This window comes from Proteus sp. fly-1089 (genome assembly GCF_040138965.1).
Classification (GTDB): Bacteria; Pseudomonadota; Gammaproteobacteria; order Enterobacterales; family Enterobacteriaceae; genus Proteus; species Proteus vulgaris_B.
In genome coordinates, this window is the sequence record NZ_JBEETS010000001.1 from 1,216,450 (window position 1) to 1,239,798 (window position 23,349).

Annotated in this window: 19 protein-coding genes; 2 read left to right on the forward strand and 17 right to left on the reverse strand. The window is 37.2% G+C overall.

What is annotated here, in order from left to right:
• Positions 1–480: 480 nt before the first annotated feature.
• A complete protein-coding gene (flgM, locus tag ABN080_RS05690) occupies positions 481–780 on the forward strand; it encodes a flagellar biosynthesis anti-sigma factor FlgM (RefSeq protein ID WP_036935733.1) in 300 nt (99 codons plus the stop codon).
• A gap of 13 nt (positions 781–793) precedes the next feature.
• Positions 794–1,234, forward strand: a complete 441-nt coding sequence (locus tag ABN080_RS05695) for a flagella synthesis protein FlgN (protein WP_082151775.1) — start codon at positions 794–796, stop codon at positions 1,232–1,234.
• Between the two features lie 360 nt (positions 1,235–1,594).
• Here the strand turns inward: ABN080_RS05695 and flhA are convergent, their stop codons facing one another.
• The 17 genes from flhA to cspE all read right to left on the reverse strand — a co-directional run bounded on the left by flhA (position 1,595) and on the right by cspE (position 23,065).
• A complete protein-coding gene (gene flhA, locus ABN080_RS05700) occupies positions 1,595–3,685 on the reverse strand; it encodes a flagellar biosynthesis protein FlhA (RefSeq protein WP_072068532.1) in 2,091 nt (696 codons plus the stop codon).
• Positions 3,678–4,826, reverse strand: a complete 1,149-nt coding sequence (flhB, locus tag ABN080_RS05705) for a flagellar biosynthesis protein FlhB (RefSeq protein ID WP_072068533.1) — start codon at positions 4,824–4,826, stop codon at positions 3,678–3,680. The genes flhA and flhB overlap by 8 nt, the downstream gene beginning before the upstream one ends.
• 421 nt (positions 4,827–5,247) lie before the next feature.
• On the reverse strand, positions 5,248–5,904 hold the full coding sequence (gene cheZ, locus ABN080_RS05710) for a protein phosphatase CheZ (protein ID WP_023581808.1): 657 nt from the start codon (positions 5,902–5,904) through the stop codon (positions 5,248–5,250).
• 9 nt (positions 5,905–5,913) lie between these two features.
• Complete coding sequence (cheY, locus tag ABN080_RS05715; RefSeq protein WP_069367460.1) at positions 5,914–6,303, reverse strand: chemotaxis response regulator CheY; 390 nt, start codon at positions 6,301–6,303, stop codon at positions 5,914–5,916.
• Positions 6,304–6,362: 59 nt separating this feature from the next.
• Positions 6,363–7,415 carry a protein-glutamate methylesterase/protein-glutamine glutaminase gene (locus tag ABN080_RS05720; RefSeq protein ID WP_109407821.1) on the reverse strand — a complete coding sequence of 351 codons (1,053 nt, stop codon included), beginning with the start codon at positions 7,413–7,415 and terminating at the stop codon, positions 6,363–6,365.
• Entirely contained in the window at positions 7,408–8,304 is an 897-nt protein-coding gene (gene cheR / locus ABN080_RS05725; RefSeq protein ID WP_072068535.1) for a protein-glutamate O-methyltransferase CheR, read from the reverse strand. Before cheR ends, ABN080_RS05720 begins: the two co-directional genes overlap by 8 nt.
• Positions 8,305–8,310: 6 nt before the next feature.
• Complete coding sequence (locus ABN080_RS05730) at positions 8,311–9,957, reverse strand: methyl-accepting chemotaxis protein (protein ID WP_349440582.1); 1,647 nt, start codon at positions 9,955–9,957, stop codon at positions 8,311–8,313.
• A gap of 59 nt (positions 9,958–10,016) precedes the next feature.
• Positions 10,017–11,723: a methyl-accepting chemotaxis protein gene (locus tag ABN080_RS05735; protein WP_115349987.1), complete on the reverse strand. Its 1,707-nt coding sequence runs from the start codon at positions 11,721–11,723 to the stop codon at positions 10,017–10,019.
• A gap of 385 nt (positions 11,724–12,108) precedes the next feature.
• On the reverse strand, positions 12,109–12,609 hold the full coding sequence (cheW, locus tag ABN080_RS05740) for a chemotaxis protein CheW (protein WP_023581802.1): 501 nt from the start codon (positions 12,607–12,609) through the stop codon (positions 12,109–12,111).
• Between the two features lie 21 nt (positions 12,610–12,630).
• Positions 12,631–14,805 carry a chemotaxis protein CheA gene (cheA, locus tag ABN080_RS05745; RefSeq protein WP_349440583.1) on the reverse strand — a complete coding sequence of 725 codons (2,175 nt, stop codon included), beginning with the start codon at positions 14,803–14,805 and terminating at the stop codon, positions 12,631–12,633.
• A 35-nt stretch (positions 14,806–14,840) separates the two neighbouring features.
• Positions 14,841–15,887: a flagellar motor protein MotB gene (gene motB, locus ABN080_RS05750; protein ID WP_349440584.1), complete on the reverse strand. Its 1,047-nt coding sequence runs from the start codon at positions 15,885–15,887 to the stop codon at positions 14,841–14,843.
• Between the two features lie 2 nt (positions 15,888–15,889).
• Positions 15,890–16,783 carry a flagellar motor stator protein MotA gene (motA, locus tag ABN080_RS05755; protein ID WP_036935706.1) on the reverse strand — a complete coding sequence of 298 codons (894 nt, stop codon included), beginning with the start codon at positions 16,781–16,783 and terminating at the stop codon, positions 15,890–15,892.
• 134 nt (positions 16,784–16,917) lie between these two features.
• Positions 16,918–17,499 (reverse strand): flagellar transcriptional regulator FlhC, encoded by a 582-nt coding sequence (gene flhC / locus ABN080_RS05760; RefSeq protein WP_006533207.1) that lies wholly within the window; start codon positions 17,497–17,499, stop codon positions 16,918–16,920.
• Positions 17,500–17,501: 2 nt separating this feature from the next.
• A complete protein-coding gene (flhD, locus tag ABN080_RS05765; protein WP_036935704.1) occupies positions 17,502–17,852 on the reverse strand; it encodes a flagellar transcriptional regulator FlhD in 351 nt (116 codons plus the stop codon).
• 3,591 nt (positions 17,853–21,443) lie between these two features.
• Entirely contained in the window at positions 21,444–22,142 is a 699-nt protein-coding gene (locus ABN080_RS05770) for an MgtC family protein (RefSeq protein ID WP_072068540.1), read from the reverse strand.
• Between the two features lie 405 nt (positions 22,143–22,547).
• Entirely contained in the window at positions 22,548–22,742 is a 195-nt protein-coding gene (gene dsrB, locus ABN080_RS05775; RefSeq protein ID WP_109407827.1) for a protein DsrB, read from the reverse strand.
• 110 nt (positions 22,743–22,852) lie between these two features.
• A complete protein-coding gene (gene cspE, locus ABN080_RS05780) occupies positions 22,853–23,065 on the reverse strand; it encodes a transcription antiterminator/RNA stability regulator CspE (RefSeq protein WP_004243573.1) in 213 nt (70 codons plus the stop codon).
• Positions 23,066–23,349 lie beyond the last annotated feature (284 nt).

Here is a 23,349-nt window from a genome sequence, read left to right on the forward strand (position 1 = left end):
GAGTGAATGTAGCCAACAACGCTACGGCTTGAAGTATGACGAGTAATACTCTAAATAATTTAAGATGTAGATAGGCGGCAAATGAACGAATCGCTAGGAGCATACATAAGTATGTGACTAGTGCGAGTGAATGTAGCCAACAACGCTACGGCTTGAAGTATGACGAGTAATACTCTAAATAATTTAAGATGTAGATAGGCGACAAATGAACGAATCGCTAGGAGCATACATAAGTATGTGACTAGTGCGAGTGAATGTAGCCAACAACGCTACAGCTTAAAGTATGACAAGTAGTGTGACTAGTGCGAGTGAATGTAGCCAACAACGCTACGGCTTGAAGTATGACGAGTATGACAAGTAACATTAAAGTTTTTGATTCTATAGCCGATATAAAGAACCAAGATGATAGGCGAAAACACATAGGTTGTTTTACAATGGCTTCATCTGACTATTAATTGATGCCTAACAAAGGATTTTCCTATGAGTATTGAACGCGCAAATCCACTGCTTCCGATTAACGCAATTGCACAACGTAACCCAGGTGAAGTTACACAGGGCTCACGTAAATCGGGAACAACTGAACAAAAAACTGCAACAGGTGACACTTCGGTTAAATTAAGTGAAGCACAGAAAAAACTTGTTCAGCCTGGAAATAAAGACATAAACGTTGAGAAAGTTGCTCGCTTAAAAGAAGCAATTGCCAACGGAACCTTAACCATGGACAGCGGTAAAATCGCGGATGCTCTTTTCCGTGAAGCTGCTGAAAGCATAACTCAATAATATTTTAATGATTATGATGGAAGAACTCCGCCAGACTTTAGATCTTCAATTATCACAGCTCAATACTATTGCCAGTATTCTACGTGCTGAACAGCAGTTATTGTGTGCAGGTAACATTGATATCAATGCACTTCACGAAGTTACTGAACAGAAGAATTTTGTCTTGTCGGCTTTAGGTCATACAGACCAACAGCGTCATACGCTAAGCTTACAAGCCGGTGTAGAAAAACCTTACACCGGGTTACCATTCTTATCTGATTTATGGATACAGATAATGGATATTACGGCGGAGCTAAAACATCTTAATCAACATAACGGATTACTATTAGAGCAACATATTTCTCGTAATAGTGATGCTATCCGTTTTTTGCAGAAGAACCACAGCCCAACCCTTTATGGTTCTGATGGTCAAGCACAGCGCTCTACATTAGCTGGGCGAAAAATTCAGGTTTAGGTTTTCTCGATAATTATTAGAATTCACATGATACGCCATCAATCTTGATGGCGTTTTTCTTTATTGATAAAACGTTATTAACTTTAAGCCACTATACATCACTATTATCTATCTTCTTCTCGTAACACTTTATTTCTCTTATCTACATTTTCACTATTAATTGAGCCTTTATTTCTTTATTATTCAAATTATTACTACACTTTTCATAACATCATCAAACCACCTATTTATTGATGTACCAGCTTTACCCTTTATCATAAATAAAAGCGCGAACACATCCCTCTTCATGTCTATCAATATAAAAAAGGCCACTTAATAAAGTGGCCTTAGCGGTAGATAACGGTATATCAACGAAAATGATTAATGTGGTTGCCCACCAATCATTGATGTCATACGGATCCGACGACCTTCACTAATTTCCATATTCGATAACACCGCCAATTGAGGCAAACTACGCCTTAAGAAGCGTGAAAGTAATGAACGCAATGTGTGATTCACTAATAATACTGGTGCACCACCAGACATCTCTTGATGGCGTACAGCATCTGCCGCTTGTTGTTCAATATTTTCAGCAAGACCCGGCTCTAATCCACCACCACTTTGCATTGCTTGAACCAAAATACGTTCTAAGCTTGCATCTAAACCAATCACCTGGATTTCATCTTGATCACCAAACCAGTGTTGTGTAATCGCACGGCGAAGTGCAACACGAACCACTGCCGTTAATTCGGCCGGATCTTTTTGTTCTGGTGCATGCTCTGCTAAGGCTTCTAATATGGTTCTCATATCACGAATAGGCACTTGCTCAGAAAGCAGATTTTGCAATACCTTATGCAACACCGTGAGTGAAAGCATATCTGGGATCATATTTTCTGTCATTTTAGGGAGCTCTTTACTGACCCTATCAAATAACATTTGTGCTTCTTGGCGACCAAATAGTTCTGATGCGTATTTCGTTAATGCATGGTTAAAGTGCGTTGCAATAACGGTACTTGCCGCAACAACGGTATAGCCTTGAACCTGAGCTTGCTCTCTTAAACTGTCATCAATCCAAACCGCGGGTAAGCCAAAAGCTGGCTCTTGAGTGATATCACCGTCTAAAGAGCCGACTGCATTACCCGGATTAATTGCTAGCCAACGCCCCGGATGCGCTTCTCCATGACCAATTTCAACCCCTTTCATCAGAATACGGTAAGAAGAAGGTCTTAACTCCATATTGTCACGAATATGAACAACAGGAGGAAGGTAGCCTGTCTCTTGAGCAAACTTTTTACGAATACCACTAATTCGTCCTAATAACTCACCATTTTGGCGGTTATCTACCATTGGAATTAAACGATATCCCACTTCCATCGCTAATGGATCTTCCAGTTGCACATCTTCCCATGACGCTTCAACAACACGGTTTTGCTTCTCAACTTCTTCCATCTCTTTTTGTTGTTGCACTTCAGGGTTAGCGTTACGACGTAAAATATACCAACCCAATCCACCTAATGCTGCAGTGAAGAAGAGGAAAACAAAGTTAGGCATTCCCGGGACTAAACCTAACAAGCCTAACACCCCAGCTGTTAACATCAGTACACGAGGATTATCAAATAGTTGAGTCACCATTTGTTGCCCAACATCTTCATCTGTTGCAACACGAGTAACAATAACACCCGCTGCTGTTGAGATAATCAATGCTGGGATTTGAGCAACCAGACCATCACCGATGGTTAAAAGAGTATAAGTCGTTGCTGCATCGTTTAACGCCATTCCGTGTTGAGCGACACCGACGATAAGGCCCCCCACCACGTTAATCACAAGGATCATTAAGCCTGCGATGGCGTCACCACGAACGAATTTACTCGCACCATCCATTGAGCCGTAAAAGTCAGATTCTAATGAAACTTCTTTACGACGTTTTTTAGCTTCATCTTCGTTAATAATGCCCGCATTCAGATCAGCATCGATTGCCATCTGTTTACCCGGCATTCCATCTAATACAAAACGAGCACCCACTTCAGCAATACGTCCCGCACCCTTGGTGATAACCATAAAGTTAATCAAAATAAGGATGATAAAGACCACAATACCGATAGCAAAGTTACCGCCAACAAGGAAATGGCCAAAGGCCTCAACAACGCGCCCAGCTGCTTCTGGCCCTGTATGTCCTTCCATTAAGATGATACGCGTTGAAGCAACGTTTAATGATAAACGTAACAACGTGGTAAACAGCAAAATAGTCGGGAAAGCAGCAAAGTCTAAAGTACGCTTTGTAAACATTGCCACTAACAGCACCATGATCGAAAGTGCGATATTAAAGGTAAATAATAAATCCAATAGAAAAGGTGGCAATGGCAATACCATCATTGACAGTATCAACAAGATAAGCACTGGCCCTGCCAGTATCTGCCACTGAGAACTTTTCCAATTTCCCGGCAAGCGGAGTAATGAGGCCAAATTAGCCATGACGATTATCTTCTCCAGCAAAGTCCAGTGCGGGAGGCACTGGCAAGTTCATAGGTTGTTTAGGTTTTAAACCACCTTCGGTTTTCCATCGTTTCAGTTGATAAACCCATGCAAGTACCTCTGCAACCGCGGCATAAAGGGTTGAAGGTATTGCATGGCCTATTTCACTGTGACGATATAACGCCCTAGCAAGCGGTGGTGCTTCTAGAAGCGGAATTCGATTTTCTGCACCAATCTCTTTAATTTTTAACGCAATCGCCCCGGCACCTTTCGCTAACACTTTAGGTGCGGTCATTTTGTCGTTATATTGCAATGCGACAGCATAGTGTGTTGGGTTCGTAACAATGACGTCAGCCTTCGGTACATCAGCCATCATTCGACGGCGAGACATAGCATGTTGTTGCTGACGAATACGCGCTTTAAGTTGAGGATCACCCTCTTGCTGTTTAAATTCGTCTTTAATTTCTTGGCGCGTCATACGTAGCTTTTTCAGATGGCTACGGATTTGGAAAATAATGTCGAATGCCACCATCGGGATCAGCATAAAAACCGTAATATAGACAGCAAAAATCAGCAATTGCATCGCATTGGCTAATGCACTAAGCGGAGGAAGTGTGATCAGATGAAGAATATCGTTCCAGTTGTGCCATAAAAAAACGGTTGCAGCGATCCCCACAAAGGTTGATTTTAGTATCGCTTTAAATAACTCTGCTAACGCATTCATTGAAAATATGCGTTTTAACCCAGAAATAGGGTTCCATTTTTTCGGATCAAACTTAATAGATTTACTACTAAAATTAATCCCACCTAATAAAGCAGAACCACCAATTGCCACAAGTACTAAACCAAAAAATACAGGTGATAACGCAAAAACAGCTTGTTTAATCAAGCTACCAAATCGAGGGATCAACAAATTCTCATTACCAATAAGGTGATGATTAAACGTAAATCCTTCCGTTAACATGGCATGTAGCCCACGAGTGATAAATCCACCACTCATCCACAGCAAACTCACACCACCCAAGATCATTAAAACGGATGAAAGCTCTTTAGAACGGACAATTTGTCCATCCTTTTTAGCTTTTTCCCGTTTATGGGGTGTGGGGTCTTCTGTTTTTTCGAGATCGCTATCTTCAGCCACAGTCTGTCCGATTTAGATAATGAGATTAAAAGCATGAATGAAATGACTCTAAGCATGACAAATTCAGAGGAAATTGATGGGCTGAACAATCGCAAATTTACGGGGCTTTTTGGGCTATGGCGGTAGGAGATTAGAAACCAATCTAATGATAAAAATAACAATAAAGGCAGTATTATCACTAATTATAAGGAAATCAGCGAAATTCACAGAAAATAATGTACTTTCTTATATTGTTCCTGATTTAAGCAACATCGAAAGCCGCTTAAAAAAAGCGGCTTACATTTTCTTCAATAGCGTGGGCTATCAAAGCGTTATTACGTGATTTTTTATCCATAAAGTACACCATCCTAAAAGAGCAGAGCATAGAGCGAATGCGTCCTGCATATCTCAACGTCCTTATCGCCCTAAAACTCATCACAGGTTAAAAACCTAGACTTTCTAGCAAATCATCAACTTGATCTTGGTTTTTGATCACACCAGCGTTGTTTTTATTAACCTGTGGACCATTTAATAAAGAATCAGTCTCTTTTTTCACATTAGACTTTTCAAGTTGCTCTGGTGGCAGGTTTTCCATTAATACCATCACGAGTTGCTTTTCAATTTCTTGAACGACACTCATCATGCGCTTAATCACCTGACCTGTCAGATCTTGGAAATCCTGTGCCATCATAATTTCCAGTAACTGACTGTTAGTAAAAGCCGTACTCTCAGGGATATCCCGCAAATAATTGCGGGTATCTGTTACAAGAGAGCGTACATCTTTCAGCTCTTCTGGCTGTTCAAACCATTGGTCCCAACGTTCAGTAAGCTTAGTCGCATCGGCACTTAACGCATCCTGTTTAGGCTGCGCAGCTTCGACACAGTTCAATGTACGCTCAGCTGCCTGAGCGGTCATTTGAGCAACATAATCCAATCGTTCCCTAGCGTCAGGGATGGCTTCTGCTGCTTCGGCTATTGCTTTATCCAATCCTAATTCTCGCAAACTGTCGCGCAACATCCGCGTCAATTGTCCGATCCGGCTGATAATATCAGATGTCATTTCAATATTATCTTTCGGCATAATTGGATTCCCACTCATTGCGACTCCTTAGATGCCCAGTTTTTCAAAAATTTTATTTAGTTTTTCTTCAAGAATTGCTGCTGTAAAAGGTTTAACAACATACCCACTCGCACCGGCTTGCGCTGCTGCAATGATATTTTCTTTTTTAGCTTCAGCGGTCACCATTAATACTGGTGTTGCTGCAAGTCCCGCATCACTACGAATATTTTTAAGAAGCTCTAGACCATCCATATTTGGCATGTTCCAGTCTGTTATCACAAAATCAATTGCCGAATTGCGTAATTTAGTTAACGCGTCAGCACCATCTTCTGCTTCTTCTACATTCGTAAATCCTAATTCCTTTAGCAAATTACGAACTATGCGGCGCATTGTTGAAAAATCATCAACCACTAAAAATTTCAGATCCTTACTTGCCATTGAAAACTCCTTCAAAATATATCGGCAAATTACTGTGTTGCTTTTTAAACTGAACTTAATCAGATACGCAATGATTGCGTGCTACTGATTTTCATCAGTACCGCTTTACTCATTGAGCTTATACTTTTCACCTCATCAACTGCGCCTATTTCAACCGCAGCTCGAGGCATACCAAAGACGACACAACTCGCTTCATCTTGTGCAAAGGTATAACTTCCTGCTTGACGCATTTCTAATAACCCAGCAGCACCATCACTTCCCATTCCAGTTAAAATAACGCCAATGGCATTACGCCCCGCATATTTTGCAACTGAACGAAATAGCACATCGACTGAAGGACGATGACGGTTTACTGCGGGTTCTTTATTAATGTGGATCTGGTAGTTAGCACCATTGCGACGAAGCTCCATGTGATAATCACCCGGCGCAACATACGCATGCCCTGGTAATACACGTTCTCCATCTTCAGCTTCTTTTACACTGATTTGACATAAACGATTTAATCGTTCTGCAAATGAGTGTGTAAACCCTGCTGGCATATGTTGTGTAATCAACACCGCTGGGCTGGTAACGGGTAATGGTTCTAGAAAATTACGAATAGCCTCTGTGCCACCAGTTGATGCACCTACAGCAATCAACTTTTCACTCGAAATCATCGGTGTAAATGACAATGATTTAGAAGGCACTACTTGAACTTCGCGCCGACTAATTCGAGCAAGAGCGGCTGCACGAATTTTCTCTGCAATCAGTTCACTATAAGCGAGCATACCTTCACGTAAACCAAGCTGTGGTTTAGTCACAAAATCAACAGCACCCAGTTCTAACGCTTTTAGCGTTACTTCTGAGCCTTTAGCTGTTAATGATGAAACCATAACGACAGGCATCGGTCTTAATCGCATCAGTTTTTCCAAGAAATCAATACCATCCATACGTGGCATTTCAACGTCTAACGTTAATACCTGTGGGTTGTACTTTTTTATTAAGTCACGAGCCACTATAGGATCTGGTGCACAATCAACAACTTCCATATCACTATGACTGTTGATGATTTCTCGCATGATTTGACGCATTAGCGCCGAATCATCAACACAGAGTACCGTTATTTTATTCATAACCTCTCCTTGCTGGTGTCAGCCCGTAAACGGTATGCCCATGCAAGTAGAAATCCTTGCTAAGCTGGCTTACATTTTCAGAATGCCCAACAAACAGCATTCCGTCTGGTTTAAGTAATGAGGTAAAGCGGTTAAGTAAGGTTTGTTGTGTCGTTTTATCAAAATAAATCATGACATTACGACAAAAAATCGCATCAAAACTGCCTTCTAAATCCCATTGCTTGTCGAGTAGATTCAAATACTGAAAAGAGACCATCTCACTGATTTGTGGTCTAATTTTCACGTATCCTTCAAAATCGCCGACACCTTTGAGAAAATATTTTTTCAAATATTCATCATTTAATGTTTTAAGCTCTTCTTGTCGGTAAACACCTTTTCGTGCTTTATCCAACACATTTGTATCGATATCGCTGGCAATAATTTTGGTTTTATAAGGGTTATTCCCAAAAACATCGCGTAAAGTCATCGCAATTGAATAAGGCTCTTCTCCAGTAGATGCTGCTGCACACCATACTCGGTAGACGCCTCCTGCTCCTGCTCTTTTTCTGGCATGTTTTGCCAAAATAGGAAAATGATGTGCTTCCCTGAAAAATGCAGTGAGATTCGTTGTTAAAGCATTAACAAACTCTTGCCATTCAGGGTTGCGTACATCACTTTTAAGAAACGCAAGATAGTCACCAAAGTTATTCATCCGTAATTCACGTAACCTCCTAGTGAGACGGTTATAAACCATCTCCCTTTTGTTGTTAGTCAGCACAATACCTGCCTTTTGATAAATCAATTGGCATATAGATTGGAACTGATCATCGGACAACATGAACCGTTGAGTAAAAATATCCAACGGTTGAGCAGCGATATCTGATAAGACTTCAGTAACATTACGTTTCATTGTTTTTTAATGGGTCTTTTTAAAAAATGATTTTTTATCTGCTTTTTTCAACCCATTACCTTCTAGGGATGAAGAGGTATTACTCTCATCCGTGTCAGGCAACTCGAATGCCGATACAGCATCAACAAGGTTATTAGCCTGATCTTCCAATGCTGCGGCAGCAGATGCTGATTGCTCCACCAAAGCAGCGTTTTGCTGTGTCACCTGATCCATCTGACTGACTGCATCAGCGACTTGGTGAATACCTCTACTTTGTTCATCAGAAGCTGAGGCGATTTCTGCCATTAATTCAGTGACTTTATTTACTGATGTGACGAGTTCCTCCATTGTCTGCCCTGCATTATTAACGAGTTGAGAACCTTGAGAGACTCGTAAAACAGATTCATCAATCAATAACTTGATTTCTTTTGCAGCATCAGCACTACGTTGAGCAAGATTACGAACTTCTCCAGCAACAACAGAGAATCCTCGTCCTTGTTCGCCTGCGCGTGCAGCTTCAACAGCCGCATTAAGTGCTAATATATTGGTTTGGAACGCAATACCATCAATCACACTGATAATAGCTCCTATCTTTTGAGAACTTTGTGTAATCGCATCCATGGTTTCAACAACACTATGCGTAATTTGACCACCACGCATGGCTGTCTCAGAAGCAGATTCTGCGAGCTTACTTGCTTGTAGGGCGTTATCAGCATTTTGTTTTACCGTTGCTGTTAACTCTTCCATGCTTGCTGCAGTTTCTTCTAATGAAGCAGCTTGTTGTTCAGTTCTTGAGGATAAATCCGTATTTCCTTTAGAAATTTCTTGAATGCCAGAATGCATAGCGTGGCTGTTATCTCGAACAATACGAATAGAACGCGCTAGCTCACCACGCATATCTCGTAATTGTCTAAACACATCCCCTATTTCATCGTCCGTAAATACAAGAATTTCACGATTTAATTTACCAGTCGCAACATCATTAAAATAACGGCTTAAACTTGCGAAAGGTTTAATGATATTAAAACTTAGCCAACGGTGAGCCGCGATTGACACAACAATAACCATCGCTATTGCGCCGATAAACATTAAGATAGCGATAGTATAAGAACGATGTCCTTGCTCTATCGATTCTGTAATTTCTGTCTGCACATAATTCATATAAGTGTTAAATGAATTTTCCATTGCTGTTTGATAACGTTCCGTTGGTTGGTCTAAAAAACCTTGGAAATTATCGTTTTTTAACATGTTATGTAATTCAGTTAATGCACCATATAAAACGTGGTAATCATTTTTCACCGCTTCAACGATTTCTTTTTCTTCTGTCGGTATTGCCTCTTTATTTATTTCAGCAAGGAAATTTTGAAAATGAGTATTCGCCGTTTCCAAGCGTGAAAGTGCTATTGATTCAATAGATTGAATATAATCCGTTGACTGTTCAGTTTTCACTGCGATAGCAACACGATTAATCGCATTACGTGTTTGTATTAAAGATGCCCAACTTAATCCTAACTCATCTCGCTTAGATGTATCTAAATCAACTCTGGTGATCTGTTCGTTATTCAAATGGACAATCCCTAGCGAAATACCACTAGAAATCATCTGCATAACGCAAAACATCATCAGTAATAAATATAGACTGGTGGATATCTTTAATTTGCGAAACCTAAACATGCCTTCACCTCGTTTAAAGCGGTGGTAAAAAGCCACCGCTTGTCAGCCACTTGTTGTTGTTAGAAAGTTTCCCAGTTAGCGGGATCTTCAACACTGCTGCTCTTTTTCTTTTCTGAGGTTCCTGGTTTTATAAGTGGAGCAGCGGCTTTAACTACAGGGGTTGCATCCGATTCCTTTCTTTCTAGCGTTTTTTCTTCCTGACCCGGTAATTTGAAGATTGAAACTAAGCGGGTTAATGCAACTGCTTGATCTTCAAGACCAGCAGCAGCGGCTGCAGATTGTTCTACTAAAGAGGCATTTTGCTGAGTGACGCGATCCATTTCAGACACCGCAAGGCCAACTTGTGAAATACCTCGGCTTTGTTCATCTGATGCAGAAGCGATTTCGCCCATGATGTCAGTAACACGAGTTACGGAGTCCACAATACGCGTCATCGTCTCACCCGCACTTTCAACGAGCACAGAGCCAGTTTCAGTACGACTTACAGAATCTTCAATCAGTGTTTTTATTTCTTTAGCAGCTTCTGCACTTCTCTGTGCAAGGTTACGAACTTCACCGGCAACTACCGCAAATCCGCGACCATGCTCACCGGCTCTTGCTGCTTCAACGGCCGCATTCAGTGCCAAAATATTGGTCTGGAATGCAATACCATCGATAACTGCAGTAATATCGGTGATTTTCTGAGAACTTCCGGCTATGTCGTGCATTGTTTGCACCACATTAGCAACAACTTTTCCGCCTTGACGAGCGATATCTGAGGCATCATTAGCAAGGTTACTTGCTTGACGAGCGTTATCTGCATTCTGTTTTACGGTTGCCGTTAACTGTTCCATGCTAGCAGCGGTTTCTTCTAATGAAGCCACTTGCTCTTCAGTACGTGCAGATAGATCATTATTTCCAGCCGCAATTTCACTCGTGCTGTTATAAATATTTTCTGTACTCTGATAGACTCCACGAACAGTTTGAATAAGCTCTTGTTGCATATGCTTTAAGCCATTTGCTAACAAGCTCATTTCATTACGGCCATTCACTTCAATATTTGGGCGTAAATCGCCTTCAGAGAAGGTTTTAATACTTAATAGAAGTGAATTTAATGGTCTAATCAAGGCATTACGTAACGCAAACCAGCATAAAATTAATGCAGAGATAACGATAATGGCTAAAACAACCATTGTGATAACAGTACGTTGGTGAGAGGCTTCTAATGCCACGTTTAATTCATCATTAAACTTCTCATTACGCATAACGTAGGCAAGATATTCTTTATAAAAAGCATCTTGATAACCTGTCGTTGGTTGCTCAAAAAAATCTTTTAAATTCTTATCTTGAAGTAAAATTTCCAATTGATTTAATGCAGAGAAATATTCGATAAAACGCCCTTTTAGGCTACGAACATCATCTTCTGAGTGAACTTGATAAGCGGTAATGTTTTTTTCAAATTCTTTAAATTTCTCATCTGCGCGAGACATATTTTTACGAGCAAGACCCGTTAGATAGTCAACAGAAAGAGAATCATCCACATTCAGGTTTTTATCTTGTAATAAAAAGCTAATTGCAGCGCGATTAATATTATTACGAGCTTGGAGTAAATTAGCCCAACTTTCGTCTAGGCGCTCACGTTGATCCTGTATTGTTAGTGTTTTATTCAGGTCATTTCTTGTCTCAATAATATTTGAGTAAAAAACTCCCCCGGAGATAAATTGCAAAACACCAAACAACAGAAGAATGGATAATAATCCAGTCACTATTTTCATTCGGCTAAACATAGTTTCCCTTTTTTATAATAAATGGTAATGAGCAAGTTATCGGCAGACTTAAGAGAAACTTTATAGGTTTCATTTCATCTTAGTCACGTTTTTGCCCCATTAAAAAGCGGTGGTAATACTTGTTTTTAATTAAAATTATAAGTATAAAAAACTTTATATTTATTTCCGTCAGTAGAAAAATATTACAACTAGGTGATAGCTACTTATAAATTAATAAATAATAAATTAGAACTTAACTCAAATTAACAGTTCTTTTTTATCTTTAAATTTACCTTAAAGTTAATTTAACTCTTTAGCACTCGCTAATAAAATAAAAAAGACAGAAATAGCTATTCCGGCAAGCTTACCGGAACAGTATTTAGATTATTTTTTAAAAAATAAAAACTTATTTAGCTTGAATTGTTGCGCTATCAACTAATTCCATTTCTTCACTATTGAGTAATTTCTCAATATCAACGAGAATAAGCATTCTTTCATCTAAAGTACCTAAGCCTGTTAAATACTCTGTAGACATTGTGACCGCAAACTCCGGCGCAGGGCAGATTTGCTCTGGCTTTAGTGTAAGAACGTCAGAAACGCCATCAACAACAATTCCTACAATTCGATTTAATAAGTTAACCACAATAACAACAGTATTGTCATTATAAGTCACACTTTCTTGTGAAAATTTAATACGCAGATCAACAATCGGAACAATAACGCCCCGTAAATTTGTTACCCCTTTAATAAAGCTAGGTGAATTAGCAATACGAGTAACTTGATCATATCCACGAATTTCTTGAACCTTTAAAATATCAATTCCATATTCTTCGTCGCCCAGCGTAAAAATTAGAAATCCTTGTCCAACAGTTTCACCGGATAATTTCTCGAAATGTTCCGAAGCCATAATCTTATTTTATCCTCACTATTAAATGACTGCGCTTGCAGTTGTATTCTTTTTCTTATTTGTCATTTGTGTATGACTTAAGCGTTGTAATTCTGGTACATCAAGAATTAAAGCCACACTACCATCGCCCATAATTGTTGCGGCAGAAATACCCGGTACTTTTCGGTAATTGCTTTCTATATTTTTAACGACAACTTGATGCTGACCAACTAATTTATCTACCAATAAAGCATAACGGCGTCCGGCACTTTGTACGATAACCGCAATCGCTTGAGTAATATCTGTTTGAGCACCTTCAATATTAAAAGTACGATGCAATTCAATAAGAGGTAAATATTCTCCTCTTACTTGCAATAACTTCTCATCACCAGCTAATGGATAAATATCATCCTCTTCAGGTTGTAAAGAACTGACCACTGTACCTAATGGCAGAATAAAGACCTCGTCTTGTACTTTAACTGACATGCCATCCAAAATAGCTAATGTAAGTGGCAGTAAAATACGAATACGAGTTCCTTTGCCCACTTCAAAACTAATTTGAATTTGACCACCCATCTCTTGGATATTTCGTTTCACAACATCCATACCCACACCACGACCAGAAACATCAGTCACAACTTCTGCGGTTGAGAACCCAGGTGCAAAAATAAGCATAGCAACTTCTTCGTTGCTCATATTTTCAGAAACTGAAAGCCCTGAAGAAATGGCTTTTTTCAAAATTCGTTCGCGATTTAATCCTGCACCATCATCAGTCACTTCAATACAAATGTTGCCGCCTTGATGCTCTGCAGACAATGTTAATTGTCCTGCTTCTGGCTTACCAACAGCAACGCGATCTGCTGGCATTTCAATACCATGATCGAGGCTATTTCGGACTAAGTGAGTCAGTGGATCGATAATTTTTTCAATTAAACTTTTATCAAGTTCAGTCGAGCTACCAATCATGTTTAGCTCAACTTTTTTATTCATTTTTCCTGCTAAATCACGTACAACACGCGGGAATCGGCTAAATACATATTCCATTGGCATCATACGAATCGACATCACAGATTCTTGCAGATCACGAGAATTGCGTTGCAGTTGTGCAATACAACTTAACAAATCGCTGTATATAGACGGTTCAAGGCTATCGCTATGCTGAGCCAACATTGATTGTGTGATAACCAATTCACCAACTAAGTTGATAAGTTGATCAACTTTTTCAACCGCAACACGAATACTGGTTGATTCTGTTTTAGGTGTTGGTGCAGTGACTGGCCTTTTTGCAGGCGCAGATACTGTCGCAGTTGGTGTTTTAACTGGTTCTGATGGTGTTACTTTCTCAGCAATAACAGATTGAACGGGCGCTGGTTGCTCAACTTGTTCTTCAATATGAGCATCATCAGCAGATATTTCACACTCTTCTGATGTCGCAATATGTTCTACCGTTTCTTCTGTCGCTGTATTTTGTCTAAACGAGATTTGTTCGGGTTCAATCACAAAACAGAGTACCGCACTAATATCTTCTTCGGTTGCGGTTGTTTTTAATATTGCCTCAAGGCCATGATGTTGTTTTTCAACTTGACTGACTTCCCCGAGATGTTTTAATTCATCAAGCATTAAATCAATATCGGTCTCTTTAAGATCAGACAAAATAATGTGATGGTAATAATGTCCATCAGCAGCCATTTTCGATGTTTCTGCTACTATGGCGTCATTTTGTACACTATCAACATCCGATGATGAGGCAGAAGTTTCAGTCTCAGTGACATGTAAAACTGAAGTTTCAGATCCAGCAACGGCCTCAACATGAGGAGCTGATTGTTCTTCTTTTACATCGAGAGCCAGCTGACGCAACTTCTCACAAATATAGTTAAATGTTTCCTCATCAGGTTCTTGTGAGTTTTTATGTGCATCCAATTGCTGTTGCATAATATCTTTCGCTTCCAGAAACAGGTTAATAATGTCGTCGGTGAGCGCCATCTCATGACGTCTTGCACTATCGAGCAAGTTTTCAAGCACATGAGTGGTCTGTTGAAGTTTAACGAAGCCAAATGTTGCAGCTCCTCCTTTTATGGAGTGTGCACTACGGAAAATCGCATTCATCTGTTCTTGATCTGGATTTTCTGGATCAAGTAACAGTAAATGCTGTTCCATATCAGCTAACAACTCATCTGCTTCATCAAAAAATGTTTGATAAAACTCAGTAATATCCATCGTTACTCATTCACCTTTACGCGATTACCAACAAATTAAGGGGCTGTTCCCTGTTTTGTAGTAATATTTGTCGATTGTGATGGCAAACTTTCCCCAGAAACTCCTGTTTCAACATTTTCCTTTTTTGATTCGGGAAGCTCAGATGCAGAAGACACAGACGACCCCGTCTGTGTATTTGCTGCTTTTTCTTGTGGGGTTTCTTGCCCTGAAAGTAGAGGCTCAATTTCAATAGCTTCTGTTACTGTCGGTGCAACCCGCTCATTCTCTTGTACAATTTTTTGTTCTGCTTGCTTCGTTAAGACCAAAATACTGATCCGTCGGTTAGCTGGAGCAAAACCATCCTCTTTAACTAAATGAACTGTTGATGCCATACCTACAACACGCAACACTTTCCACTCACTTAATCCTGCACCAATTAATTCCCGACGAGAGGCATTAGCGCGATCGGTTGACAATTCCCAGTTACTATATTTAAAAGCGCCACTTGCATAAGGAATATCATCAGTATGACCTGATAAACTGATTTTATATGGTGTGTCATTTAAAATAGGGGCAATTGCCGTCAAAATATCCTTCATATAAGGTTCGACGGTGGCGCTACCAACTCTAAACATTGGGCGATTTGCTTTATCGATAATTTGAATTCGTAATCCTTCATCCATCATGTCTATTAATAAATGAGGCTTCAGATCTTTTAATCTAGGATCATTTAAAATGACTTGTTCTAAATTATCTTTTAGTCGGCGGAATTGTTGCTTTTCATTGAGCTGTTTATCTTCCTCGCCTTTTGGCAAGACATCACCTTCGTTATAGACAGGATCACGCCCTCCTCCAGGAATAGGATTTGTTGCATCTCCACTAAATCGTCCTTTTTCAATCGCGACTTTTAACGGTGTACGAAAATATTCTGCTACACGAGTTAATTCTTGTGGACTAGAGATTGAAAGTAACCACATCACAAGAAAGAAAGCCATCATTGCAGTCATAAAGTCAGCATAAGCTATCTTCCATGCACCACCGTGAGCTTGATGTTGCTTTCTCCCTCGCTTTTTAACTCGAATGATTTGTGAATTACTCTTCATAATTACTCTTCTTTCATTGCATCAGGATTTGCCTGCATCGGTGTCCGTACCTGACGTACATGTTCTTCCAATTCAATAAAAGAAGGTCTGTCTGCCAGAAAGAGGGTTTTACGTCCAAACTCAACCGCTATCTGTGGCGCATATCCATTCATGCTAGATAACAGTGTTGTTTTTATACACTCCATCATTTTCATTTGTTGACTAGAGCGCTGTCTGAGTCGAGAAGCTAATGGTGAAATAAAACCATATGCTAATAAAATACCTAAGAAAGTCCCGACCATTGCATGACCAATGAGAACGCCCATTTCACCAGCAGGTCTATCAGCCGCACCTAACGCATTAACGACACCCATCACCGCAGCAACAATACCAAATGCAGGTAATGAATCGCCCATAGCAGATAATCCCGTTGCAGGAACTTCACTCTCTTCCTCAAAAGTTGCAATCTCTTCATCCATCAGAGATTCAATTTCATAAGGATTCATATTTCCTGTCACCATGAGACGCATATAATCCGTAATAAAACTGAGCATATAGACATCTTTCATAATGCGAGGATATTGGGAAAAAATATCACTTTGCTGTGGGTTTTCGATATCTCTCTCTAATGCCAACATGCCGTTTTGACGCGCTTTTGACAACAAACGAAACATGAGTGCCATTAAATCCATGTACATCGCTTTATTGTAATTGGTACTGCGAAGTAATTTCGGTAGGATCTTCATTGTCGATACAATTGCTCTACCATTATTACCTACAATAAAAGCACCGATACCGGCACCAAAAATAATTATAAATTCGGCTGGCTGGTATAAGGCACCTAAACTACCACCGACGAGAAGATATCCCCCGATGACGGCGCTCATAACCACGATATATCCTAAGAGTACTAACACGCGATATCCCTTTAGCTAATTTCGTTATAGAGAGAATGGCGAACATAGCAGCAAGAGATAGGAGTGGGAGAGGAAACGGCTCAGGTTATAGATAACTAAGCTCTATAACCTGATATTTAACTTTCAATCTCGAATCACATTGCAAACTGTTCAAGACCATCCAACAGTTGTAAGTTAATATCGGCAGGATTGGCGGAAAGTTTACGTTTTTTTATTGCGCGAGAAGGAGGCTGGCAAAGACTACAAACATAATTGCTAGCAGGTTGGTGTGCGTGTGTAATAAATGAACCATTACATTTGGTGCAAACTGAAAGTTGTAACATACCACTTTCAACAAAGCGTACTAATGTCCATGCTCTTGTTAGTGCTAAAATAGGTTCTTGATCTTTAACAGGTGGACATTGTTCTAAGTATAAACGATAAGCTTTAACAACTGCCTCAACACCTACACATCCCCCATTTTTCAATAAAAAACGGTAAGCATTGTAGAACATCGAGGAATGGATATTTTGTTCCCATGTCATAAACCAATCCGTTGAAAAAGGTAACATTCCTTTTGGAGGGGGGCTCCCTCTTAATTCTTTGTATAATTTAATTAAACGCCCCCGACTTAATTGAGTTTCACTTTCAAGCATCTGTAAGCGGGCACCCAAGGTGATTAATTCCATTGCTAAGCGAATGTCTTTCGCTTCTCGGACGATACTTTTCTCACTCATTGTTATGCCCGTTTCTTTGTTGCAGAAGTATCTTGTTCCGCTAACTGACGAAACAAGTTTGAAGAAAGAAGAATTCCAGTATGGATCTGTTGTAAATCATCCACTCTAGATTCTTTGGTGAGTTGTTCTATTGTTTCGCTGTCTTCAAACCGGAAATTACAGATTAGTTGGTTTGTTTCAGCCAACTTAACCAATTGAGGCAATGTAAGCTCTGCAAGAGCATCAGCCATAGAATCACTAATACCAAGCCTAAACATTGCTGAAGCCTTTTCTTGGTTAATTAACCTTTGCGCCAAAAGCAAATACGATAAATTTATGTCATAAATATGCTTAAGCAATTCAACCGTACTCATCTCTTTACATCCCGTCCGATTATATTGAACAAAGAGGATCTCTCTAATGAAAGATCCCGAGGAAATTAATATAAATGTAATATTAAATTTCCAGGCCCCATTTTATGAACATGACTCGTAGTAACACTACCTTGTATTACTTAGTTACGGTCATTTTCAAAAGTAGCGAAAAAAACATTTAAATTAAAAGTAAACTTTAAATGCTCGCCAATATAGCTCGTTAAGAATAATCCTAACGCGACAACTTTACTCCTTAATGATTAAGTTATTCAACGGATAAAGTAGTCCAATTTAAATACTATGTGAGTCACATCACAAAAAGATAATCATTATTATGGAATTAGTTCATTAACTATTCAAGTGATAAAAGTAATAAAACTCTGTGTAAATTAATAAGCTTATCTACCCAAATTAAAATATTAATGATAATTTTTTATTTTATACGATCTATTAAACTTATAAACCTAAAAATACAGCATAAAAATTTGACAAATCCACAATTGAAGATTTTTTTGATCACAGTAACATATATTGCAATATCTACTCCTCATCTTTATCTAAACAAGCTCTTCCAGTTTAATAAATATTTCTACAGATATTATTTTTTTCATCATTTACTTAAACCCTCAGAAATGATCACTTTTTATTTACAATTTGTTTAAAAAACAAGCTATCATAATTATTTCTAGTTATTCTTTTTTTCATCTTAATTTAACTAATTATTTTTTTCTTTTAAATCATAGTGATATATTCATGCTTTTATGATTCAGAAGGATAAGTCATATAAAATTAAATTCTTAGTTATGCACCATCACCCTCAAATCATTGAATATTTATTTCCACATCATTAAAGTTTCATACGTAATAGTATAAATATATTTATATTTAAAGATAAGCTTTTAACACTTAAATTACAGAACTCTTAATAAGAGTTTTATTGACTGTAAATTAATCATAGCTAAATAATATCCTCATATAAGTAAGTTTTATTTATGATTTATAGTCTATTTTATAAACAGATAATATTTATATTAGTGGGGTTTTTAATATTAAAAATAGAAAAAAATAAAAAATAAATTTAATAAAAAATAATCTCAAACTAACCGAGTTAATAAAATAGTATATATATATAATACAATATTTAGCTTAAGAAAAATGTAAAAAAAAGAGAGTTAATTTATAAAAATAAGCCCTATTTAATAAAAATGTAAAACAATAATTTAAAAAAATAATTGAAAGTGTAGCTGCGTAAATTGGTAAAATAAATAGAAATAAATTATATACATTATATTTAATGAAGAAAAAATAAAACATTAAGATTGTTTTAATTTTTTATATTATAAAATATCCTCTTTTTATTATAAAAAACAGACTAAATTTGAAATATTAATTTCAGTTTTATAAAAAAAAAGATTTGGAGATCCCTAATATAAAGTAATTAATCCATAAAGGGACAAAATCGAATATAAATTTTGTTTCTTTTATTTGAGATTACAGCTAAATGCTGAAAACGTCTGTGCAGACAAACACACCACGTCATGCTTAACACTTGTATACCCATACCTTTTCAATGTAAACAAAACAAAATAAATACGATCAAAATAACATCTTATTGATTACTCCATTATCATCAATACAAACTATAAAATATCAAATGTTACTTTTTATCACTGAAACTAACTTTTATCGTAATTTGTTTTGCTCCTAAAAATGATGAGTATTGTTTCACTTTCCCTTCCCTTCTGTGTTCAGAACCTTCATTTCAACCTAGCTAGCACAAGTCTTAATGCATTACAGAGCCAAAAGTGCTGATATTAAGTAACACCATTGCTTAACAAAAGTTGATGTTGACAGAGTTAGGCGCAGACTGACATTTAAATATCGTTATATTTTTATTTAGATAACTAAAATACATATCTAAATATTCAGCTCCACTTATCACTAATTTAACCCTTATTATTACCCTTTTTTGAGTAATTTTAGGTTTAAAAAGGCATTTCCTCTTCATAAAAAGGTAATAAAAATATTGATATATCTAAGTAATCTAGATCTATATCTCATTTATTAGATCAAGCTTAAAAAGCAATAACAAGGTTCCATCATTTACGCCACAAAAGTGTTCTGTTTTTCGTGAAAAGAAAAATCAGTAAAATATTGTAACTTTATTTTTCAAATCGAAAATAATTGAGATTATTCATGCCGTGAATACAAATACTTTGTGTATTGCTTTCAGTTCTATTGAAATGAGCCTATCTTTTTGAGATAGCTATCGTGAAATGTTTATCAACTTTTTTTTGATGACATACTTTTTTAATTAATTGTAGTTCGAACTTGTTTTTATCTTTTTAAGTAAATCAAAAAAGGTCAATATCTAATAATCCTTTATATTTATTTTCGGAATAAATGACAATGGCATAGCTATTTCACTCTAAGATAATTCTCTTTCTGTAATAAGTAAGATTTACATCCTTGACAAAGTTACAAATAATAAACTCATGAAATTATTATTTTACACTAAGAAATGCTTGGTATGCCTTTTCTATTCTCATTATAAGATTACTTATTGGTATCATTTTTTCTACATGCTTTTTACAAAAAAAATTACATTCTTTCAAAAAAATTTGCACATCACTGATGAGCAATTATAAACAACATTACTCGGCCATTCATCAGCTTTGCTGTAGCGGGTAAAACTAGCCATTTAACACCTCTTGGCCTACTTTTTCTTAACACTAATTTGGTTAAATTAAAAATATTACTCAAAAATTGAAACTTAAATCAAACCTGATAAAAAACATTGATATATATTTCGCCAAATACATTGAAATAATTTGAGAGTATTATTTAGGTATTAAAAAAATTCCTAGTATAATCAATAGAAAACACGCTTTTCGATCCGAAATTCTATACTGCACTAAGCCCCTTAATAACGATTTTTTGTCCTACAATACACCTAAGTGCCTCATTTAATAAGTAAATAACTAGTGGCAAACGCTTACTTGATTTTGATGCTCATCGTTTATTCAAAATAAAATAAAGAGTGATAAATCAAACCAATCTGAAATCAATAATTAATAAAAAAGAGAAACCATATCAAATACGCTTAAACTCTATTCAGTCATTTTCGCTTAAAATTCACAATATACGGGTTAACCACAATATAAATAATTGCATATTAATCAAATTACATAAAAATGAGTGTTTAAAATAAAACGAAAATAATTCCCTTATCTTACTGTGTCTTCTTAATTAACCAGTTATGAATAAAAAAGTTCTATTTTTTTATCCCATAGAGTAATAGTTACATTGATAATAATTACATTAATAAAATACTTTATTTCTATATATCAGTAATAATACTTAATAAATGATACAGATCTCACTATTCTTCAATAAGGTGCTTAGTTTTAAAATTAACCATTACGTCTATTTGCTCACAAGAAATATGGTTATATGCTTATAACTTTCTATAACATTTATATTCTCTTTAAATTATTTTTTAATATCTTCCCTATATTAAGGAACAAAAAACTCCCTATATAGAATATAGAGAGTCATCATAAGAGATACATTTACTCAAACTATTGTCAGTTAAGCAGGGTGTTCAGCTGCAATTTTCCAATTAATCGCACTTACACTTTTTTCTAAGCTAACACGACAAACAATGGCTTCTATCTCTTTTTGTTCAACTGGAGTTGCCAGCAACTCTGCACAAACTTCTAGCTGGCTAGGCATCAATGTATCTGCACTACTCAAAGATTGTAATCGAACATGTAAACCATTTATTGCTTGTAGAATAAGGGTTCTAACCAAAACTTCATCTTCTTCATGACAAATAATTCGAATTGAGTAACGTTGCTCAATATCTATTGCTTGGTGTTGTGGTTGAGCATTAATACGTTGAGCGGCTTCCCGTAATAAAATATTGGCACAAAGTATAAGAAGTGTTGCTATAGTCGCCAATTGATACAAACCTAAACCGCATAACACACCTATTCCCGCAGAACACCAAAGTGTTGCAGCTGTGTTTAATCCTCGAATATTCATTCCTTCACGCATAATTACACCTGCGCCCAAAAAGCCTATTCCCGAAACTACTTGAGCCGCTATTCGGCCTGGACTATCAGGTGAAGTCTCGATTGAACTTAAGATAAAAACAGCCGCTCCGGTGGCAACGAGTGCATTCGTTCTTAAACCAGCCATTCTTTGTCGCCATTGACGCTCAGCCCCAATCAAAGCACCAAGACACATGGCAATCACCAAATTTAAAATATAAGGTGTCATCGTCATGTTTATTTCCTCTACATGATGATTAAAAAATAAGTATGAAAATTTATCTCTAAATGTTCAGAGTATTAGAATTAATGTATCAACCTAGGTGGAGGAAATAGAGAGAAAAAAATGTAGCACATGCCTTTACCTTGTTTATTAGTAATATAAAGGAAACTTTTTGGGTAAGTGCAAACACAGAAATATGTAAGAAAGGAATATTGCAATGCACTGCCCACCAAAAATGGTAAGCAGTTTTAATGAAGAAAACAGCCTACCTATCGATTTGAATAAATTTATTTTGAGTTAACTGAGTTACCGTTAACCTACAACTTTGCGTATCCAAGGTGACTTCTCCTCACTAAAATTTAGCAAAAGCATAAGTAGCTGATTTAAAATTGTAAATGAACCGAACCTAAACACAAATCACTTTTCTTGTATTGGCCTAACAAATGTCCCTTCACCACCCTCTTTTTCATTAAAAAACCAAATTCCTTTTGGATATTCAGGGAGTGATACTAAATACATAATACCTTCGTTAAATTCTTCAATAAGTAGGATGATCCCTTCACGATCGTCAACACCATCCGTTTTCACAACAACCTTATCATTAATCTGCATTTTCTCTCCTGATAAATATTATCATTCTCTTTTTGTTTATTTTACCCATAAAGAAAAAGCCTGCCACCATAAGGTGACAGGCTTGAAGAAAATTTTTAAAAGGCTTTAAATTACAGAGCTGTTACGTTAGCAGCTGCTGGACCTTTTGCACCGTTTTCAATTGTGAATTCTACGTTCTGACCTTCAGCCAGAGTTTTGAAACCGTTACCTTGAATGGCAGAAAAGTGAACGAATACGTCTTTGCTTCCGTCTGCTGGAGTAATAAAACCAAAGCCTTTAGACTCGTTGAACCACTTAACTTGACCTTTCATTTTGTCAGACATGTGACTTTCCTATATATCAATAAAACGTTGCCTTCTCGGCATCTACTGGCCTGAACTACCTATAACTTATGGGCACACATGAAGAAAACGGTCAAAAAGCGATGCTGTTTAAAACTCATTAACTTAGAATGTCAATCATAAATCAGGTCTGTATTGAGGCCTTACTCATTAACGCATGAGACAAGTTTAATAGCAATAGTTTTATGCGTCTAAAGATTAAAAAAATGCGAATTGCACATTAAAAATACAATTCTTCCTCTATTTTTATCACTGTGTATAAAATT

Bases quoted from the DNA above. Each gene is read 5' to 3' on its own strand.
- flgM (WP_036935733.1), top strand. From the start codon at position 481: ATGAGTATTGAACGCGCAAATCCACTGCTTCCGATTAACGCAATTGCA.
- ABN080_RS05695 (WP_082151775.1), top strand. From the start codon at position 794: ATGATGGAAGAACTCCGCCAGACTTTAGATCTTCAATTATCACAGCTC.
- flhA (WP_072068532.1), bottom strand. From the start codon at position 3,685: ATGGCTAATTTGGCCTCATTACTCCGCTTGCCGGGAAATTGGAAAAGT.
- cheZ (WP_023581808.1), bottom strand. From the start codon at position 5,904: ATGAGTGGGAATCCAATTATGCCGAAAGATAATATTGAAATGACATCT.
- cheY (WP_069367460.1), bottom strand. From the start codon at position 6,303: ATGGCAAGTAAGGATCTGAAATTTTTAGTGGTTGATGATTTTTCAACA.
- ABN080_RS05720 (WP_109407821.1), bottom strand. From the start codon at position 7,415: ATGAATAAAATAACGGTACTCTGTGTTGATGATTCGGCGCTAATGCGT.
- cheR (WP_072068535.1), bottom strand. From the start codon at position 8,304: ATGAAACGTAATGTTACTGAAGTCTTATCAGATATCGCTGCTCAACCG.
- ABN080_RS05730 (WP_349440582.1), bottom strand. From the start codon at position 9,957: ATGTTTAGGTTTCGCAAATTAAAGATATCCACCAGTCTATATTTATTA.
- ABN080_RS05735 (WP_115349987.1), bottom strand. From the start codon at position 11,723: ATGTTTAGCCGAATGAAAATAGTGACTGGATTATTATCCATTCTTCTG.
- cheW (WP_023581802.1), bottom strand. From the start codon at position 12,609: ATGGCTTCGGAACATTTCGAGAAATTATCCGGTGAAACTGTTGGACAA.
- cheA (WP_349440583.1), bottom strand. From the start codon at position 14,805: ATGGATATTACTGAGTTTTATCAAACATTTTTTGATGAAGCAGATGAG.
- motB (WP_349440584.1), bottom strand. From the start codon at position 15,887: ATGAAGAGTAATTCACAAATCATTCGAGTTAAAAAGCGAGGGAGAAAG.
- flhC (WP_006533207.1), bottom strand. From the start codon at position 17,499: ATGAGTGAGAAAAGTATCGTCCGAGAAGCGAAAGACATTCGCTTAGCA.
- flhD (WP_036935704.1), bottom strand. From the start codon at position 17,852: ATGAGTACGGTTGAATTGCTTAAGCATATTTATGACATAAATTTATCG.
- ABN080_RS05770 (WP_072068540.1), bottom strand. From the start codon at position 22,142: ATGACGATGACACCTTATATTTTAAATTTGGTGATTGCCATGTGTCTT.
- dsrB (WP_109407827.1), bottom strand. From the start codon at position 22,742: ATGCAGATTAATGATAAGGTTGTTGTGAAAACGGATGGTGTTGACGAT.
- cspE (WP_004243573.1), bottom strand. From the start codon at position 23,065: ATGTCTGACAAAATGAAAGGTCAAGTTAAGTGGTTCAACGAGTCTAAA.